The organism is Cloacibacterium sp. DMC96, assembly GCF_056313765.1.
Map to the genome: position 1 here is coordinate 333,846 of NZ_JBQUZQ010000001.1, position 18,758 is coordinate 352,603.

The 18,758-nt window shown below is 30.3% G+C and carries 17 protein-coding genes; all 17 read left to right on the forward strand.

Going from position 1 to position 18,758, the window contains the following annotated elements; all coding sequences use genetic code 11:
- Nucleotides 1-8 precede the first annotated feature (8 nt).
- The 17 genes from ACT53I_RS01445 to ACT53I_RS01525 all read left to right on the forward strand — a co-directional run bounded on the left by ACT53I_RS01445 (nt 9) and on the right by ACT53I_RS01525 (nt 18,721).
- Nucleotides 9-263 (forward strand): hypothetical protein, encoded by a 255-nt coding sequence (locus tag ACT53I_RS01445; protein ID WP_476078103.1) that lies wholly within the window; start codon nt 9-11, stop codon nt 261-263.
- Between the two features lie 47 nt (nt 264-310).
- Complete coding sequence (locus ACT53I_RS01450; protein WP_476078104.1) at nt 311-775, forward strand: regulatory protein RecX; 465 nt, start codon at nt 311-313, stop codon at nt 773-775.
- Nucleotides 776-832: 57 nt separating this feature from the next.
- On the forward strand, nt 833-1,438 hold the full coding sequence (locus ACT53I_RS01455) for a sugar transferase (RefSeq protein WP_476078105.1): 606 nt from the start codon (nt 833-835) through the stop codon (nt 1,436-1,438).
- The gene (locus ACT53I_RS01460) at nt 1,431-2,054 is read left to right on the forward strand and encodes an acetyltransferase (protein WP_476078106.1); all 624 of its coding nucleotides are present in this window, start codon (nt 1,431-1,433) and stop codon (nt 2,052-2,054) included. Before ACT53I_RS01455 ends, ACT53I_RS01460 begins: the two co-directional genes overlap by 8 nt.
- Nucleotides 2,055-2,082: 28 nt before the next feature.
- Nucleotides 2,083-3,186: an aminotransferase class I/II-fold pyridoxal phosphate-dependent enzyme gene (locus ACT53I_RS01465; protein WP_476079361.1), complete on the forward strand. Its 1,104-nt coding sequence runs from the start codon at nt 2,083-2,085 to the stop codon at nt 3,184-3,186.
- Between the two features lie 12 nt (nt 3,187-3,198).
- A complete protein-coding gene (locus tag ACT53I_RS01470; protein WP_476078107.1) occupies nt 3,199-5,124 on the forward strand; it encodes a polysaccharide biosynthesis protein in 1,926 nt (641 codons plus the stop codon).
- A gap of 100 nt (nt 5,125-5,224) precedes the next feature.
- Entirely contained in the window at nt 5,225-6,229 is a 1,005-nt protein-coding gene (locus ACT53I_RS01475; RefSeq protein WP_476078108.1) for an SDR family oxidoreductase, read from the forward strand.
- A 5-nt stretch (nt 6,230-6,234) separates the two neighbouring features.
- A complete protein-coding gene (locus tag ACT53I_RS01480) occupies nt 6,235-7,515 on the forward strand; it encodes a nucleotide sugar dehydrogenase (protein ID WP_476079362.1) in 1,281 nt (426 codons plus the stop codon).
- A gap of 90 nt (nt 7,516-7,605) precedes the next feature.
- Complete coding sequence (locus ACT53I_RS01485) at nt 7,606-8,325, forward strand: polysaccharide biosynthesis/export family protein (protein ID WP_476078109.1); 720 nt, start codon at nt 7,606-7,608, stop codon at nt 8,323-8,325.
- Nucleotides 8,326-8,328: 3 nt separating this feature from the next.
- A complete protein-coding gene (locus ACT53I_RS01490; protein WP_476078110.1) occupies nt 8,329-10,683 on the forward strand; it encodes a GumC family protein in 2,355 nt (784 codons plus the stop codon).
- A gap of 373 nt (nt 10,684-11,056) precedes the next feature.
- On the forward strand, nt 11,057-11,983 hold the full coding sequence (locus ACT53I_RS01495; protein ID WP_476078111.1) for an O-antigen ligase family protein: 927 nt from the start codon (nt 11,057-11,059) through the stop codon (nt 11,981-11,983).
- 13 nt (nt 11,984-11,996) lie between these two features.
- On the forward strand, nt 11,997-13,259 hold the full coding sequence (locus ACT53I_RS01500) for a lipopolysaccharide biosynthesis protein (RefSeq protein WP_476078112.1): 1,263 nt from the start codon (nt 11,997-11,999) through the stop codon (nt 13,257-13,259).
- 15 nt (nt 13,260-13,274) lie between these two features.
- A complete protein-coding gene (locus tag ACT53I_RS01505; protein ID WP_476078113.1) occupies nt 13,275-14,123 on the forward strand; it encodes a glycosyltransferase family A protein in 849 nt (282 codons plus the stop codon).
- Nucleotides 14,124-14,126: 3 nt separating this feature from the next.
- Complete coding sequence (locus ACT53I_RS01510) at nt 14,127-15,305, forward strand: glycosyltransferase (RefSeq protein WP_476078114.1); 1,179 nt, start codon at nt 14,127-14,129, stop codon at nt 15,303-15,305.
- A gap of 55 nt (nt 15,306-15,360) precedes the next feature.
- On the forward strand, nt 15,361-16,446 hold the full coding sequence (locus ACT53I_RS01515) for a glycoside hydrolase family protein (protein WP_476078115.1): 1,086 nt from the start codon (nt 15,361-15,363) through the stop codon (nt 16,444-16,446).
- A gap of 124 nt (nt 16,447-16,570) precedes the next feature.
- Complete coding sequence (locus ACT53I_RS01520; RefSeq protein WP_476078116.1) at nt 16,571-17,470, forward strand: hypothetical protein; 900 nt, start codon at nt 16,571-16,573, stop codon at nt 17,468-17,470.
- Nucleotides 17,471-17,473: 3 nt separating this feature from the next.
- Nucleotides 17,474-18,721 (forward strand): O-antigen ligase family protein, encoded by a 1,248-nt coding sequence (locus ACT53I_RS01525; RefSeq protein ID WP_476078117.1) that lies wholly within the window; start codon nt 17,474-17,476, stop codon nt 18,719-18,721.
- Nucleotides 18,722-18,758 lie beyond the last annotated feature (37 nt).

Genomic DNA, 18,758 nt, shown 5'->3' on the forward strand with positions numbered 1-18,758 from the left:
TGTTTCTTTTGTTAGCTATATTTTTTGTGAAGGCTCAAGAAACAGAAGAAAATAGATTTCAACAGTCAGAAAATGCAGCTACAGGTACTACAAATACCAGTGGTGCTTTAGGCGGTATTGGAGGAGAACAAGATGCAGGGCCAGGAAATCCACCGGGTGATGAAGAAATTCCTATTGATGATTATTTACCATTTTTGGCTATTACAGCATCTGCAATAATGGTTTATCAGTACAAAATGAAAAATCGTAAAATGGTTAAATAAATTAAAAAAAACCGGAAGTTAACTTTCGGTTTTTTATTTTTGTAAATATGCAAGAAAAAAAACTTTTTCCCTTTCAAGAAATTAAGCAAAAATTAGTCAATTTTTGTGTCTACCAAGACAGATGCCATGCAGAAGTAGAACAAAAAATGAAAGAATTTGTCCTGATTCCTGAAGCAAAGGAAGAAATAATCCTCTATCTCATAAAAGAGAACTACTTAAACGAAGAACGCTTTGCCAAAAGTTTCACCCGAGGAAAATTCTACATCAAAAAATGGGGAAAAAATAAAATCAAGCAACAACTCCGTCTCAAAGGAATTTCAGATAAACTCATTGTCAAATCTTTTTCGGAAATAGATGAGCGTGATTATCAAGATACCATTCGTGATTTTATCGAAAAACTATTACCCACTTACAAAGGATTGAAAGATTATCAAAGAAAACAGAAATTGATAAAATTCTTGATGTCAAAAGGTTATGAATACGAAGAAATTGTGAATCAATTTCAGTCTTAAAAAAATGTTAAAAAAATAACCATTCCCTGAAAAAAAAAAGTAAATTTGTGGGTTGTTATGTATAAAAAATTTTTTAAACCTTTATTAGATTTTGTGCTGTCGTTATTAGGAATAATCGTTACGAGTCCTATTTTTCTGATAGTATTTATCGCTTTATTGTTTGCCAATAGAGGAAAAGTTTTTTTTCTACAAAATAGACCCGGAAAAAACGAGGAAATTTTTAAAATTATCAAGTTTAGAACCATGAACGATAAAAGAGATGCTCATGGGAATCTCTTACCAGATGAAGAACGATTAACCAGCATTGGTAAATTAGTAAGAAAAACTTCTTTAGACGAAATCCCACAACTCATCAATGTGCTCCTAGGAAACATGAGTCTCATAGGGCCTAGACCATTACTCCCAGAATACCTGCCTCTTTATAATGATTTTCAAAAGAAAAGACATCTCATAAAACCGGGCATTACTGGCTGGGCACAAATCAATGGAAGAAATGCTGTAGAATGGGAAAAAAAATTCATGTTTGACGTTTGGTATGTAGAAAATCTGAGTTTTTTGCTTGATTTACAAATAATGTTCTTAACTTTGAAAAAAGTGCTTAAATTAGAAGGAGTAAATCGAGAAGGAGAAGCTACTAATATTGCTTTTAAAGGAAATGAATAGTCTAGTTTTATACGGTGCAGGTGGTCATGCAAAAGTGATTTACGATATCATTTTATCAAATGATATGTTATTAGAATATCTGGTAGATGACAATCCTCCTGCAGATTTTTTCCACCATCTCGAAATTTACAAACCTACAGAAGAATTATTAAGAAAGCACAAGGTAATTGTAGCCGTAGGAGATGCCAATGCCAGAGAAAAAATTGTAAATAAACTCTCTGGAATTTGTACCTTCGAAACCTTGATTCACAGAAGTGCTTTTGTTTCTAGATTCTCAGAATTAGGAGATGGAACAGTAGTGATGCCACAAGTTTGTGTAAATGCAGAAGTGAAGATAGGAAACCATTGCATTATCAATACAGCATCTGTGATAGAGCATGATTGCGTAATTGAAGATTTTGTGCATATTTCGCCTTCCGTAACTTTGGCTGGAAATATTACCATAAAAAAACGTGCGCAGATAGGAATTGGAGCGAGAATTATCCCAGGGGTAACCATAGGTAAAGATGCAATTGTAGGAGCTGGTGCAGTGATTATAAAAGATGTCCCTGCAGGAGCCACAGTGGTAGGAAACCCGGGTAAAATTATTAAATTGAGTGAATTACGTGAACAATAAATCAAAAATTTGGCTTTCTTCTCCGCACATGAGCGGGAATGAAATGAAATATATTCAAGAAGCTTTTGATGGGAATTGGATTGCTCCTTTAGGACCAAATGTAGATGGCTTCGAAAAAGACTTAGAAAATTATCTGGGACAAGAATCTCATGTAGCAGTAGTCTCTACAGGTACTGCCGCCCTACATCTTGCACTAGCCATGTTAGGCGTAGAAAAAGATGATTTTGTTATCTGTCAATCCCTTACTTTTGCCGCTTCAGCTAATCCTATTATCTATTTAGGAGGAATACCCGTTTTTGTAGATAGTGAAAAAGATACTTGGAATCTTTGCCCTATTGCAGTAGAAGACGCCATTAAGGTTTGTATAGAGAAAGGCAAAAAACCAAAAGCTATTATTACGGTTTGCCTTTACGGAATGCCGTATAAAGTAGAAGAAATAAAAGCCATTTCAGAAAAATATAATATTCCTATCATCGAAGATAGTGCAGAAGCATTAGGAAGCACTTATAAAGGTCAAAAATGTGGAACATTTGGAGATATTTCTGTCTTGAGTTTTAATGGAAATAAAATTATTACCACTTCTGGAGGAGGGGCATTAGTGCTCAAAGAAGAAATTTATAAACAAAAAGCAGTTTTTCTTTCCACTCAAGCCAAAGATGACGCACCACATTATCAGCATTCTATTGTAGGATATAACTATAGATTAAGCAATATTTGCGCAGGAATAGGGCGAGGTCAAATGGAAGTGATAGACCAAAGGGTAGCAGAGAGAAGAGCTAATCACGAGTTTTATAAAAATATTTTCAAAAATCAGGAAGGAGTAGAACTATTTACTGAACCATCCGAAGATTATCAATCCAATCATTGGCTCAATGCAATCATTATACACCCTGAAAAAACAGGAAATAAAGATAGAGAGTTCTGGAGATTGGCCTTTGCAGAAGAGAATATAGAGACTAGACCACTTTGGAAGCCTATGCATTTCCAGCCACTTTTTGACAATGAAATGTATTTTGGCGCAAATATTGCTGAGACGCTGTTCAATAATGGATTGTGCCTGCCTTCTGGCTCTAATCTTACAGACGACGATAAAGAAAGAATTAATAAGGTAATAAAAAATTTGTTAGGATAAATCTATTTGTAAATGATGCCGAACAGTTCTAAAAACAAAATGACCAGTGGGGATAATTACCTCAGAATTTCAAGTTTAAGATACCTTCCACGTTGGATGGTGTTTTTAATTGATGTCTTTATTTTATTTGTTTCATTGGGTGCTGCTTTTTTTATATTAAATAAAATCACCATTCTTCCAAAGTATTTACCCATAGAATGGAAGTATATTGTCATTATTGGCACCAACATCATATTCATGTATGTCTTCAAAACCTTTGCGGGCATTATAAGACATTCTACTTTTATTGATATTCAAAAAATATTTTGGTCGTCTTTTATAACTACAGTAAGTTTATTGGTGCTAAAGTATTCTACTTTTTGGCTAACAAAAACCAAATTATTTTACACTCCTCTTTTACTGCTGTATTTTGTAATATCTTTTACCGCATTGCTAGTCTTTAGATTAGCGGTGAAACAAGCATTTTATTTTATTAAGCATGTTAAAGCAAGCACTCAGAAAAAGAGAATTATGATTTTGGGAATCTCAGACCATTCTGTGGCTATGGCGGGAGCTATTTTAGATAATGACAATTTACCATACGAATTAACGGGTTTCTTAACCAAAAGAAATGACTCTAAATATGCTAAAATTTTAGGGCTTAAAATCTTAACTCAAGATAAATTCCTTAATAAAACTAAAGAACAAATTGGGTTAGAAGGTGTTTTAATATTGAAAGAAAGATTAACCAAGGAAGAACTGGAAGAGTGGGTGAATATTTTGCTTGATAAAGATCTAGAAATTCTTCAAGCACCAATGGTAGAAGAATTCAGCAATAAAAAAATTGAAGCCAATATTAGAAATCTTCAAATTGAAGACTTGTTAGATAGGGAACCTATTTCTATTCAAAATGAAGAAGTGATGAAACGTCATTTCGAAAAAGCAGTCTTAGTAACCGGAGGCGCTGGTTCCATAGGAAGTGAAATCGTAAGACAAGTTGCGCAGTTTAAACCTTCTCTTATTGTAGTTTTAGACCAAGCAGAAACCCCTCTGCATGAAATACAATTGGAAATGGAAGAGAAATATCCAGACATTAACTTTAAATTTGTCTTGGGAGATATTTCTAATAAACATAGATTAGAACCACTTTTTGAGAGATATAATTTCTCAATGGTCTATCATGCTGCAGCATATAAGCACGTTCCCCTAATAGAAAATAATCCTCACGAAGCTATTTTAGTAAATGTTTTCGGAACCAAAAATCTAGCAACACTTTCTTGTAAATACAATATCAATAGATTTGTCATGATTTCTACGGATAAAGCAGTGAATCCTACTAACGTAATGGGGGCTTCTAAGCGAGCTGCAGAATTATTAGTACAAGCCTTACAAGATGTGCCAGGAAACACCACCAAGTTTATTACCACAAGGTTTGGAAACGTTTTAGGAAGTAATGGCTCTGTGATACCTCACTTTAAAAAGCAAATCGAAAAAGGAGGACCCGTTACCATCACTCACCCAGAAATTGTTAGATATTTCATGACCATTCCAGAAGCTTGCGAATTAGTGCTACAAGCTGGAACCATGGGTAAAGGTGGGGAAATTTTCGTTTTTGATATGGGAGCTCCTGTAAAAATAAAGGATTTGGCGATTAAGATGATTAAACTTTCTGGACTAGAACCAGAAATCGATATTAAATTAAAATATACAGGACTGAGACCTGGCGAAAAATTGTATGAGGAATTATTAAGTGATGATACTAAAAACCTTCCTACACCTCACGAAAAAATAATGGTTTCTATAGATCCTCACATGGAGTTTGAAGAAATTGAAACACTTGCAAATAAAATTACAAAAGCTGCGTTAAGAAGAGATAAAATAGAGGTGGTAAAGCTGCTTAAAAAAATCGTCCCAGAGTTTATCAGCAATAATTCTATATTCGAAAAATTAGATAAATAATAAATTGTATATTTGCCCTGCTGAAGGGATTCTAGAAAAGGATTTTACTTGGAAAAAGTGAGTTTTTCTGGTGCTTTAATGTAGAAAATTTTCATTAAACATGCTAAATAGTAGTAATACAGATAAATTTAAAAATAAAAAAATATTGGTTACAGGTGGAGCTGGTTTTATCGGCTCTAATCTTTGTGAGACACTCTTAGATTTAGGAGCAATCGTGACTTGTCTAGATAATTTTTCTACAGGAAGAAAAGAAAATATTGAAGCGTGTCTTCAGAATCCCAATTTCACACTTATCGAAGGAGATATAAGAAACTTAGAAACTTGTAATAAAGCTTGCGAAAATCAAGATTTTGTCTTGCATGAAGCAGCGCTAGGTTCGGTTCCTCGTTCTATCAATGATCCTATTACAAGTAATGAAGTCAATGTAGGTGGTTTCTTAAATATGTTAGTGGCAGCAAGAGATGCTGGTGTAAAAAGACTCATCTATGCAGCGAGTTCTTCTACTTACGGAGATTCTGAAGCATTGCCCAAAATTGAAGAAAGAATTGGTAAGCCGCTTTCACCATACGCAATAACCAAATATGTAAATGAGTTATATGCTGATGTCTTTAAAAAGACTTATGATTTTAATACCATTGGTCTTAGGTATTTTAATGTCTTCGGAAGAAAGCAAAATCCAAATGGCGCCTATGCTGCGGTAATTCCTAAATTTGTAATGCAATTCATGAACTATGAATCACCAGTGATTAATGGAGGCGGTGAGTATTCTAGAGATTTTACTTATATCGATAATGTTATTCTAATGAATCTCTTGGCATTAACTGTAGAAAATGAAGAAGCACTCAATCAAGTTTACAATACCGCTTTTGGAGAAAGAACAACCTTAAATGATTTGGTGAAATATTTGAAAGAATACCTTTCAGAATTTGATGCAGAAATTTCAAAAGTAGAGGTAGTATACGGCGATTATAGAAAAGGAGATGTTCCCCATTCTCTAGCCAGTATAGAAAAAGCAAAAACACTATTAAATTATAATCCGAAATTTTCCATGAAAGAAGGGCTTGGAGAAGCCGTGAAGTGGTATTGGGAAAATTTAAAACAATAATCGTGATGAATCATAAAATTACAGTAATAGGTTTAGGATACGTAGGATTACCTTTGGCAAGACTATTCGCTACTAAATATCCAGTCGTAGGATTTGATATCAATGCGGCAAGAGTAAAAGAACTCAAATCAGGAAAAGATGCAACCTTAGAAGTAGAAGACCAGTTGTTACAATCAGTTTTATTAAATGAAAATCCTTCTAAAGACAAAACTGGACTTTTTTGTTCAGACCAAATAGAAGATATTGCAGATGCGAATATCTACATCATTACCGTTCCTACTCCTGTCGATAAAAACAATAGACCAGTTTTAACACCTCTATATAAGTCCAGCGAAACCGTTGGAAAAGTGCTAAAAAAAGGAGATATTGTTATTTACGAATCTACCGTTTATCCTGGTGTAACAGAAGAAGAGTGTATTCCAGTGCTTGAAAAAGTTTCTGGACTTACCTTTAACGTAGATTTCTTTGCCGGATATTCTCCAGAAAGAATCAATCCAGGAGACAAAGAACATACTGTAGAAAAAATTCTGAAAGTAACATCGGGTTCTACCCCAGAAATTGGGAAAATTGTAGATGATTTATATAAATCTGTCATTACAGCAGGAACGCATTTAGCTCCAACCATCAAGGTGGCAGAAGCAGCTAAAGTGATTGAAAATTCTCAAAGAGATATCAATATCGCTTTTGTAAATGAATTGGCTAAAATATTCAATCTCATGAATATTGATACGCATGAAGTGTTGAAAGCTGCAGGAACCAAATGGAATTTCTTGCCTTTTAAACCTGGTTTGGTTGGCGGACACTGCATCGGAGTAGACCCATATTATTTGGCTCAAAAAGCACAAGAATTTGGCTATCATCCAGAAATTATTTTGGCAGGGAGAAGACTGAATGATTCCATGGGGCAATACGTGGCAGAACAAGTCATCAAAACCATGATTAAGAAAGACATCAATGTAAATGGTGCCGAAATCTTAATGTTGGGAATTACCTTTAAAGAAAATTGTCCAGATGTAAGAAATACCAAAATCGTAGACGTAATTAGAGCGCTAGAAGATTTCGGGGTAAAAGTAACGACTTTTGATCCATGGGCAAATCCTGAAGAAGTACACCATGAATATAAATTAGAGTGCCAAAATACCATTCCAAATAAAAAATTTGATGCCATCGTTGTAGGTGTTGCACATAAAGAATTTTTAGATCTGGATTTTTCTGTATTTCAAAACAAAAAATCAATAATTTATGACGTTAAAGGAGTTTTAAAAAATAGTACTTTTAAACTTTAATTACTTAATATGAAAAAACAAATCATTATATTTTTAAATCTTCTATTTTTATTTTTTATTTCTTGTACCCCCAAAAAAGATTTAAATTATATGCAAAATATAGAAGATATTGCATTAGAAGCCACTATTAAAAATGCTAAATCTAAAATACAAGCTAATGACCAATTAGTAATTTTAGTAACTGCTAAAGATATGGAAGTAGTAAAACCTTTTAATCAGAACTATTCTTCTGGTCAAATTTTACAATATTCCATCCCAAGCTCAAATGCCCCTACACAAAACCAAACAAGTTTTTCAGGACCTACATATGTTATTGATTCAAAGGGGTTTTTAGATTTCCCGATTATTGGTAAAATCAATACTGAGAATCAAAACACCGAAGAATTAAAAGAGGTTCTAAAAAAAGAATTATCAAAGTACATTATAAATCCTCATGTTTCGATAAGAAATACGAATTATAAAGTAACAATTCTGGGAGAAGTAAATAGACCAGGAACTTATAATATTCCAGAAGCGCAAACTACTTTATTAGGTGCTTTAGGAATGGCGGGTGATCTTACTATTTATGGTAACAGAAACGATATTTTGGTTCTAAGAAATTCAGATGGGATAATAAACAAAGAAAGAATTGACCTTACAAAAGCAGATTTTATCAATTCACCTTATTTTTATTTGAAACAAAATGATGTGGTGATAGTGAGTCCTAATGAAACAAAACAAAAAGTGTCTAGATTAGATCCGAATGCAGGAATTTATATTTCAGTAGCCTCAATTGTAGTAACCATTTTAGCTTTGATTTTTAAAAATTAGAAAATGAACAATAATCCTATAAATCATACAGAAGAATTTCAAATCAATGAAATCATTAGACCTTATATTACGAGGTTAAAATGGTTTGTGTTTAGTGTTGTTATAGCATTGTTGGCAGCCTATTTCTTTCTTAAAACACAAAACCCTGTCTTTGAAACTATTTCTACTGTCCTAATTAAAGATTCAAAAAGCGCGATGGGAGGTCAAGATTTTGAAATGCTAAGAGATCTGTCAGGATTGGGTAAAATGAATTCTGATGGAGTAGAAAATGAAATAGAAGTTTTTAAATCTAAAAAGTTAATGACTAGTGTAATTAGAGATTTAGGGTTAGAAACAGATATTTTTACTTCTGGATTTTTTAGAGATACAGAATTGTATGGTGCAACTTCTCCAATAGTTGTAAAAATTGTAAACGAAAAAAAAACAAATAAACCAGTTCCTCCTATTTCTTTAAAAATAAAAGGTGAACAGATTATTTTATCTTCTGATGAATTAGGAACAATTAAAACAGAATTTAATAAAGTAATATCATTACCGAATGCAAATATTATAATCCTCAGAAATAAAAATTTTGTACCTACAAAAAGTTTAGCTCAAAAAGAGCTTTTAATTAAAGTTTCTTCTCTAGAGTCAAAAACTAAAGATTTTCAAAATAGATTGAAAGTAGCTCTGGTAAACAAAGATGTTACAGTTATTAAAATATCTATAGATTATCCCAATGTGGATAAAGCAAAAGATATTATCAATCATTTGGTAGAAGTATATAATGCAGATGCTATAAACGATAAAAATGATGAGTCAAAGAAAACAGCAGAATTCATAGAAGAAAGAATTGCAAACGTTGGAAATGACTTAGGAAATGTAGAAGCTAAAAAAGAACAATTTAAAAAAGCAAATCAAATTACAGATTTACTTATAGAAGGAGAAATTGGACTTAAAACATCAGCAGAGGCCAGAGCTAAACAATTAGAATTAGTATCTCAACTAGAATTAACTAATAGTTTAATCTCTTTTGTGTCTAAACAAGGAGGTTATCAAGTGATTCCGAATAATATAGGCTTAAACAATCCTGGTGCAGTTACAAATATTACCAATTATAATCAATTAGTTCTAGAGAGAAATAAACTTCTAGAAAATGCGACTCCTCAAAATCCATTAGTAATCGAGGTGACCAACCAAATCAATAACCTAAGACCTACCATTTTACAAAATCTCCAAAAAAATAGAGAAGGTTTACAGTTGGCGGTAAACAGTTACGAAAATGAACAAAATTTGGTTTCGAATAAAATTTCAAAACTACCTACACAAGAAAAACTTTTTAGAAGCATAGAGCGTGAACAACAAATTAAAGAATCATTATACTTACTTTTACTACAAAAGAGAGAGGAAACTCAGATCTCTCTTGCTGTTACTGCTCCTAAAGCTAGAATTATAGACAAAGCTTTTAAAGGAAACCAAGTAGCTCCCAAAACTGCGATTATTCTTTTAGTAGGATTAATTATAGGACTTCTTATTCCATTCATTTTTATTTACTTGTTTGAACTTTTCGATAATAAAGTAAAGTCTAAACATGATATTGAAAAATTATCGCATGGTAAACCGGTTATCGGTGAAATTCCTCAACTAGAAAAAGGGAAAGATGAACTGATTAAAATGAATGATATGTCTCCTATATCTGAGGCGTTTAGGATATTGATTACCAATATGAATTTCATGACCAGAAAGAAAAAAGGGAAAGTTATTTTTGTGACTTCTACCGTAAAAGGAGAAGGGAAAACTTTTGTTTCAGTAAACTTAGCTTTAACTATTGCGAGTCCTACAAAAAAAACAGTCATCATTGGTGCAGATATAAGAAACCCACAACTACAGAGATATAATACTGATAGAAGAGGGCTTATAGGTCTTACAGAATTTTTACATGAAGAAAAAACAAAAATAAATTCGATTATTCACCAAAGTATTTTTAATCCTTATTTAGATGTGATTTATTCAGGAAGTATTCCCCCGAATCCTACTGATTTACTTTCTAATGGTAAGTTCGAAATATTGATAGACGAACTTTCTCATACATATGATTATATTATTTTAGATACAGCTCCTTTAATGCTAGTAACAGATTCATTCTTAATTTCTGATGTAGCAGATGTAACCTTATATGTATCTAGATCTAAGTATACCGAAAAATCACTTTTAGATTTTGCTAATAAAAGTATTGAATCTCATAAAATTAAAAATGTAGCTTTTGTATTAAATGATGTAGATAAAGATTATTTGGGATATGGTAACAAATATGGATACGGATATGGTCAAAAAGAACTCAGTTTTTTTGATAAATTAAAACATAGATTGAAACTATAATTGGAAGCGTGTTAAACAAATCAAATAACATTAGAGGTCAATACATGTTAATAAGATATATGATAGGTTGATTTTGTTTTTATTACGAGTCAATCTAGTAATACTAATATTGTAATTTGTGAAAAGTATCTCGATATATTTATTAAGTTTTTTTCTTTTTTCTGGTTACTATATTGGGCTAGAAGTTATAATTGCGACTGGATATTCAGAAATGTCTAGATTTTACTCTGTTCCTATTAGGGTTTTGCAGTTTTCTCTGATGATATATCTCTTCAGATTTATAATACTAGAAAAAATTAAAATTCATTATTTTTCGGCATTTCTTTTTTTCTCAATACTATATCTTTTTAAAGTGTTTTATACAGATAATCAGTTGTATACATCAGAATTTATGCCCCTTAAAAAATCATGGCAAGAGTATATTTTTTATTTCGTAATCATGACTTTCTTGCCATTAATATCCTTTGCTAGTTTTGATTTTAGAAAATACAGCAAATTGGTTTTTAATGCAATAATACTGTCTACATTTTTATTGTCTTTAATATCCATCTATTTTTATTCTGATGCCATTGGTTCTGGCGTAGGTAGAATTAGTCTTTTGGTATATCAAGACTCAGATACAGAATCTACCATAAGTCCACTTGCACTTTCTTATGGTAGTGCACTTGGTATTTCCCTTTGTATATATGCCCTTCTCTTTCAAAAGAATACTTTCTATAAAAAAGTTTACCTTTTTTTAGTGATTAGCTCTGCTTTGATCATTTTTTTCCTCGGCGCTTCAAGAGGTTCTTTAATAGCTATTATTGCATCGGTTGCAGCAATGGTTTACTACAGTAATTTTAAAAGAAAAATTTTGTTAATGGTTTTGAGCATTATTTCAATTCCTTTATTGATTAACATAGCGGATAGGATTGGAAGTAATTTATTTGAAAGAGCAGAAAACACATTAGAAGGAGGGGATAGCAGTGGTAGAAATGAATTATGGGCAGATGCTTGGAATCATTTTACAGATTACCCTTTATTAGGTGGTAGAATAGAAGTCTCTGGAATATACCCTCATAACATGTTTTTAGAAACTTTAATGGCTACTGGTTTGGTGGGATTTTTGCTTTTTGTCCCACCGATAATTAAAAGTTTTATCAATGCATCAAAACTTGTAAAAAATGATAAAGTCTTTTTAATTGCACTTATTTTGTTAATTAATGGTTTTTCTCAGAATATGTTTTCAGGTGCAATATATAATATGATGGTTTTGTCTTCAGGAATGGGGATTTTGCTATCTTCTAAAAACATAAAATGAGAGAATTTTAGGGATGTTAAAACTTAATTCAAATAATAATTCTTTTTTAAAAGGGGTAACTATTTTATCATCAGGGACGATAATTAGTCAAATCGTTGTAGTATTTTCTTCATTACTATTGGCGAGAATTTATAATGTAAGTGATTTTGGTATCCTCTCACTGTTTACTAGTATTAATACCATTTTAGTAATATTATTCACTGGGAGATATGAACTCGCAATAGGCTTGCCAGAAAAAACACATGAAGCAAAAAAAATCATCACTTGGATTGCTGTAATTGGTTTTCTATGTAGTCTTTTGTATTTTGTGGCGCTAATGATTTTGAAGTATCAAATGGATATTTCTTATTTCAAAAATTTTTTGAGTAGCAATATTGTATTTTTTGGACCTATTTATACTTTTTTGATTGTTTTAAATTCCTCTTTTTTGTATTGGTGTCAAAGAAATAAAAAATATAAAAAAATAGCATTTTCTAATGCTTTACAGGTTATTTCTAATACTCTTTTTACAATTTTATTAGGATATATGAATATCAATAATGGATTAGTTTTTGGGTTAATATTTGGCGTTGCTTTATCCGTAACTTTTTTGTTTTTTACTGAGTTCTCATTTTCAGAATTTTCTTTGGATAAAGAAGTGTTAAGTGTAGCATATAGATTTATTTCTTTTCCTAAATATTCTTTATGGTCTGATTTATCAATTACCATAACACAACAATATATCCCAATGATATTTACTTTTCTCTTCAGTGCTACAGTAGTGGGGCTATATTCTTTTTCCAATAGAATGCTGAGACTGCCAAATATTATTATTACCAATTCAATTTCAAATGTATTCAGAAATGAAGCAATAGACACAATAAGAACTTTTGGAGAATGTAAAAAGTTATACATCAGTACTTTTAAAAAATTATTTTTTCTAGGGCTACCTATTTATTCATTTTTATTCTTTTATTCTCCTTTTTTATTCAATTTGTTTTTTGGAGATAAATGGATTGATGCAGGATATTACTCTAAAATCCTTTCTGTTCTGCTTTTTACAGAGTTTATTACCATCCCATTCAATACACTTTTTCATATAAGAAATAAACAAAAAAAAATAATGCAAATTCAATTTGCTAATTTTATAGTAGGTTTTATAATGATTTTAATAGGAGGAATACATTTTAAGAATCCATTTTGGGCTTTATCATTGTATTGTTTAAGCAGTTCTATTTTTAATTTTATTTCTTTATACCAATCATATTCTTTGTCAAAAATGAAAATAGAGCATTAAAACTATAAACTTTTTATGAATAATTCTAAATCTATCAGTATAGTTATTCCATTTTTTTCTGGAAAAATATGGTTAGATGAGGCTTTAAAAACAGTTTTCAATCAGACTTATAAAAATTTTGAAGTTCTATTAATAAATGATGGATCTACAGAAGATATTAATGATGTTCTGCTAAAATATCAAGACATTAGATATTTTAAAATAAAAAATAGCGGTCCAGCAGTAGCTAGAAATTTAGGGATTGAAAAAGCTACGGGTGATTATATATGTTTCTTAGATTCAGACGATCTTTGGGAACTCAATAAATTAGAGTTACAAATAAAGCATTTAGAAGAAAACAATAAAATTTGGGGAGTTACCGCTTATCAGTTTTTTGAAGACGGAACGAAAAAGTTATTAAAAACTAAAAATGAAATTATCAGTGGTGATGTTTTTCAGAAGTTTCTTTTTAGTTGTAATATTGCCACACCTACAGTAATGATTCGAACCGAAATTTTAAAAAATAATAAAACACTTAGATTTATAGAAAATACAAGGTTTGGTGAGGATACATTATTATGGTTTAATTTGTTGTCACTTTATCCATTGCATAAATTGAATAAAAAATTAACATTGGTAAGAGTGAGGGGGGGGAATGCTTCCAAAATGGCTTCAATTCAATTAAGAGCTAGACATTTTATATACATTTACCTAAAGAATGAAAATTTTACGTTAAATGGGAAAAAAGTAAATTTTGTAGCAAGAACTCTGTATTACTTTTCCTCACGGATAAACAAAATTAATCCAAAAAATAATGAATTTTTTTCCAGATTAATTTATTTGCCGGTTTGGTTACTTTTTAAATTATTTTATAAACTTTTTTAATAAATGAAGATTATACATATATGTCTAACAGGTCAGTTTAATGAAAATTTCACTTATCAAGACAATTTACTTACAAAATATCATAGCCTACAAGGACATGAAGTATATATCTTAGCTCCTATTTTTAAATTAAGTGAAGATGGGCGAAAAATGGATGAGGTTACTCCTGGAGTTTATGATATTAATTACAACATTAAGTTGATAAGACTACCCCATGCTTTCTCTAATTCTTTCACAAAGAAATTTAGAATCTATAAAGGATTGCTGAAAACACTTAATGAAATAAAACCAGATTTTTTATTTATTCATGGTACTCAATTTTTGAGCATTTTTACCGTAATAAAATTTTTAAAATCATACAGAAAAATAAAAGTGGTTGCAGATAGTCATGCAGATTTTTATAATAGTGGTAGAAATTGGTTGTCCTTAAATATTTTACACAAAATTATTTGGAGGAAATGCACTAAAATGATTGAACCTTTTTGTGAAAAAATTTATGGAGTAACACCTATTAGATGTAAATTTCTTCAAGAGGTTTACAAGGTTAATCAAAATAAGTTAGAACTTTTACCTCTAGCTGCAGATGATTTTTTAATTAAAGAAATTACAGAAAATAATACAAAAAGCGAACTAAGGGAAAAATACGCTCTAGATAAAAATGATTTTGTTTTAATATCTGGAGGTAAAATTGATGACTTTAAAAACTTACACCTTTTAATTCAAGCTTTTACAGAGGAAAATAAGAATCTAGAAAAAAAGGTAAAACTAATATATTTTGGCTCTTTTTCTGAAAATATTAGCCCTGCTGTTAAAAAAATTATATCCGAAAATACAGATAATAAGACAGTAATAAATGCAGGTTGGTTAAATAGTAAAGAAATCAATGAATTATTTTTTTGTTCTGATTTAGCTGTATTTCCTGGAACACATTCTGTGTTGTGGGAACAGGCTATTGCAAATAAAATACCATGCCTATTTAATGGCATTGAAGGGATGCATCATGTGAATGTAAATGAAAATTGTGTCATTTTTAATGGAAACAACATTCAAGAAATTAAATATTGGCTAAGAACTATAATTTTAGATAAAAAAAAATATTTTAATTTGCTTAAAAACACTATTTTAGCTGCTGATTTCTTTTCTTATAGTAAGCAGGCAAAAAAAGTGATAAACGATGAATAAAATTATTTTTTTTATATGTCTCTCTTTAATGATTTTATCTTGTGATGATTCAAATATGACTGGAGAACATAAAACGGAACCTATAGCGTTACCTAAAACAAACGTAGAGTTCTTTTCTATGGAATTAGAAAAAGAAAAACTTACTTTTAATACAGTAGCGGTAGGTAGAGAATCCTACTTTGGAGCAAATGATGGTCCTACTTTACAGCTTTCTACATCGGGTATTGCACATCCAAGTATTATTTATATTCCTCAAGGAGTAAATGGTTATAAATATTGGTGTGCGATGACTCCACATTTCGGCATTATTGCACAACAAAATGATGGTGATGCTTATGAAAATCCACATATTCTCTGTTCTAAAGATGGATTAAACTGGGTAGAACCAAACGGAATTAAAAATCCAATTGATAAAGCTATTAAAGGCCCATATCATAACTATTGGAGTGATACAAATTTGGTCTATTTTAATAATACTTTTTACTTATACTACAGAGGGTGTGGTTTTCCAAAAAATTTTTTTGGAGATAATAATTTATATCTTCGGGCTACAGTAGTGAAGCAGTCAAATAATGGAATAGATTGGTCTAATAGAAAACTTTTGTATGCATCAAATAAAATCACGCCGGGTATAGACGATGCCTCTATTATTGCAAGTCCATCTTTCATAGAAGATAAAGGGAAATGGTATTGTTATGACGTAGTATATTCTACTGTTAAAAATCCTTATCCTCCTCAAGGGAATCAGACAACCGCTTTTGTTTTCAGAAGAGAAGATACAGTACCAGATGGTACTTTTGGGACTTACAGTGCGGAGAATATTTGTTCGTTTGACTCTAGACCATGGGGGGAAACCTTTGATCCATGGCATATAGAAGTGGTAAAGTATGACAATAAATTTTTTATGTTAATTAATGCTGGTTTGGTAGGACTATCTAATGGGCAAAGTTTATGGTTAGCTTATTCATCAGATGGTAAGAATTTTAAAGTTTTACCAAATCCATTATTTAAAGAAAATACATATAAATCTAGTTTATTACCTATTTCAACTAATGACAAATTCAATACATTCATGCTTTATCAAAGTGACAAAAGAGATGGCTCGATAAATGCTTATAAATTAACGTTGAAAAAAATATAATTCTCAGGAGGAAAATTTATGGAGCAAGTAATATTTATTATATAGGATCAATTATTATTCTTAAATAAAATAAAAGGTATGGTATTTTACCCAAATTACGCTTTATTTTTATAATTTTGGTGAAATGAAAAATATCAATTTTAATAGTGTAATGATTTTGATTCTATTAATCTCGAGTCAATTTTATTATGGTCAATTTAAAGTTTTCTTTGCCGGTGAGCCATCCAGCAAGTCTCAAAAGAGTTTTATAAAAAACAATAATTTAATTTTTTTAGATTTTTTTTATGAAGATGAATTTGTTACGAACGGGAGAATTGATTTTAAAAAGCTAAATGAATCTTTAAATAATAAATTTCCCATGAAGGATACTAAAGCATATTTAGTATTGGATTGGGAGGGGAAAGTATATGATGATTTATGGTCTAAAAATAACTATAAAGAATCCATGAGTCAATTTATTTCTGCAATTGATTTTATCAAGAAAAACAGACCCAATATTAAGGTAGGGTATTATGGTGTTCCTTCTAGAGAATTTTGGAATCCTGATGCAGTATGGCAAAATAAAAACCTTCTTCTTGCTCCTCTTTATAAAAAAGTAGATTTTTTGGCCAATAGTGTTTATATGTTTTATACAGATTCAGAAGTAAAATCTGTTTTAAATACTAATTATATAAAACAAAACGTAGAATTGGCGCTTACCATTGGAAAAAAATTTAATAAACCAGTGTATCCAGTTATTTGGCACAGGTATCACCCTAGTAATCAGCATTTCGGTTTAATGAACATTCCTTTACAATCTTTTCGTACTTATATAAATGATATTTTAGAAACTGAAGTGCAAGGAAAAAAAGTGAGTGGTGTTTTTTGGTGGCAAGCAGATATTTATTATAGAAAAACAGAGATTAATAATAAAAATTTACAAAAAGAATATATGGATGTTAAAAATTTTGAAGAGTATGATGTGAAATTGTTTAAAAAATACTTAAACGTAATATTGCAAATTACATCTTCCAAAAGCCATTAACTCATGAAGTTATTCTTTAATTATTTTTCTTTATTCAAACAAAAATTTATGGAGTCGCTGAAAAGTGATAAAATAGAGCTTTGGTATTTTGTCCTAGCCACAGTTGGGTATTTTGTAATAAGTGGGGTGGCAATACCCTTGAAAATTGAAAATTCAAGATTATTTTCTATACCTTTTAGATTTTTTATTTTCTTTTTTTCTTTAATTATCATTATTCGAAATTTTAAGTTTGAAAAATTAAAAAATATCAGTATTATCGCTTTTATTGCCTTTTGGTTTTTTTATATCCTAAAGCTAAACTATTCATTGCAAATTGATTTTTATACAGATACGTTTTTAAGTAGAGTTGATGAAGTTCATATAAGGATTTTAGCGATTGTAGTCTTTCCTTCACTAGCATTCATGATGATTGATTATAGTAAAATAAATTTTGAGAAAGTTTTCAAAGCCTATTTTTTTATATTATTAGTAATGTTGTCCTTAAATTTATTATATGGACTATTGATGCCATATCAGAATTTTGAGTTGAAATTTATTTTTAGTATGTACTATATCTCATATGGGCATTTAGGAACTTTATTGGCAATTATTTCTTTTTATTTTCTCTTTTTTAAAATAAATTTTTTATCCAAATACTTTTACTATTATGGCTTTTTTCTTGGTATTTTGACCATAATCGTAGGTACAGCAAGAAGTCCATTTTTAGCACTTGCAGTAGTATTGTTATATTTAATTATGTTAAATAAAAAACTCAAACCGATTCTTATTTTTTTAGGGATTTTGTTTGGGATAATTCTATTGTTTTACTTATACAATATGTTGGGATTTACACAAATTACTTTTATTAATAGAACAAACAATTGGATTTTTTTTGGTGATACAAGTGTAAGAACGCCCTTATTTAAAAAAGCAATAGAGATTTTCAAAGATCATCCTTTCTTAGGAGGCAGGGTGCTTTTTGAGGATGGTTTTTATCCACATAATATTTTCTTAGAACTGCTTATGGCTACGGGGTTAATAGGAATAATCTTGTATTTTTTAAAGTTTTTTTATGTAATTAAAACTTTAAAAATATTTTTCAACCCAGTCCATGTCAATGCAAATATTTTTTTCATGCTTTTTATCCAGTATTTTGTTTTGGTATTAACATCTTATAGTTTATTTGGAGTCTCTGAATTTTTATATTTCAGCGCAATTATTATTGGAATGGTTAATACAGCAAAGGAGAAAAATTCGTATTTATTTTTATAATTTGGCTTTTTAAAAATGTTTAGTTGTCTTTATTTTA

What these genes read in the sequence shown, in the direction of transcription:
- ACT53I_RS01450 (WP_476078104.1), top strand. Translation starts at nt 311, where the DNA reads ATGCAAGAAAAAAAACTTTTTCCCTTTCAAGAAATTAAGCAAAAATTA.
- ACT53I_RS01455 (WP_476078105.1), top strand. Translation starts at nt 833, where the DNA reads ATGTATAAAAAATTTTTTAAACCTTTATTAGATTTTGTGCTGTCGTTA.
- ACT53I_RS01460 (WP_476078106.1), top strand. Translation starts at nt 1,431, where the DNA reads ATGAATAGTCTAGTTTTATACGGTGCAGGTGGTCATGCAAAAGTGATT.
- ACT53I_RS01465 (WP_476079361.1), top strand. Translation starts at nt 2,083, where the DNA reads ATGAGCGGGAATGAAATGAAATATATTCAAGAAGCTTTTGATGGGAAT.
- ACT53I_RS01470 (WP_476078107.1), top strand. Translation starts at nt 3,199, where the DNA reads ATGATGCCGAACAGTTCTAAAAACAAAATGACCAGTGGGGATAATTAC.
- ACT53I_RS01475 (WP_476078108.1), top strand. Translation starts at nt 5,225, where the DNA reads ATGCTAAATAGTAGTAATACAGATAAATTTAAAAATAAAAAAATATTG.
- ACT53I_RS01480 (WP_476079362.1), top strand. Translation starts at nt 6,235, where the DNA reads ATGAATCATAAAATTACAGTAATAGGTTTAGGATACGTAGGATTACCT.
- ACT53I_RS01485 (WP_476078109.1), top strand. Translation starts at nt 7,606, where the DNA reads ATGCAAAATATAGAAGATATTGCATTAGAAGCCACTATTAAAAATGCT.
- ACT53I_RS01490 (WP_476078110.1), top strand. Translation starts at nt 8,329, where the DNA reads ATGAACAATAATCCTATAAATCATACAGAAGAATTTCAAATCAATGAA.
- ACT53I_RS01500 (WP_476078112.1), top strand. Translation starts at nt 11,997, where the DNA reads ATGTTAAAACTTAATTCAAATAATAATTCTTTTTTAAAAGGGGTAACT.
- ACT53I_RS01505 (WP_476078113.1), top strand. Translation starts at nt 13,275, where the DNA reads ATGAATAATTCTAAATCTATCAGTATAGTTATTCCATTTTTTTCTGGA.
- ACT53I_RS01510 (WP_476078114.1), top strand. Translation starts at nt 14,127, where the DNA reads ATGAAGATTATACATATATGTCTAACAGGTCAGTTTAATGAAAATTTC.
- ACT53I_RS01515 (WP_476078115.1), top strand. Translation starts at nt 15,361, where the DNA reads ATGACTGGAGAACATAAAACGGAACCTATAGCGTTACCTAAAACAAAC.
- ACT53I_RS01520 (WP_476078116.1), top strand. Translation starts at nt 16,571, where the DNA reads ATGAAAAATATCAATTTTAATAGTGTAATGATTTTGATTCTATTAATC.
- ACT53I_RS01525 (WP_476078117.1), top strand. Translation starts at nt 17,474, where the DNA reads ATGAAGTTATTCTTTAATTATTTTTCTTTATTCAAACAAAAATTTATG.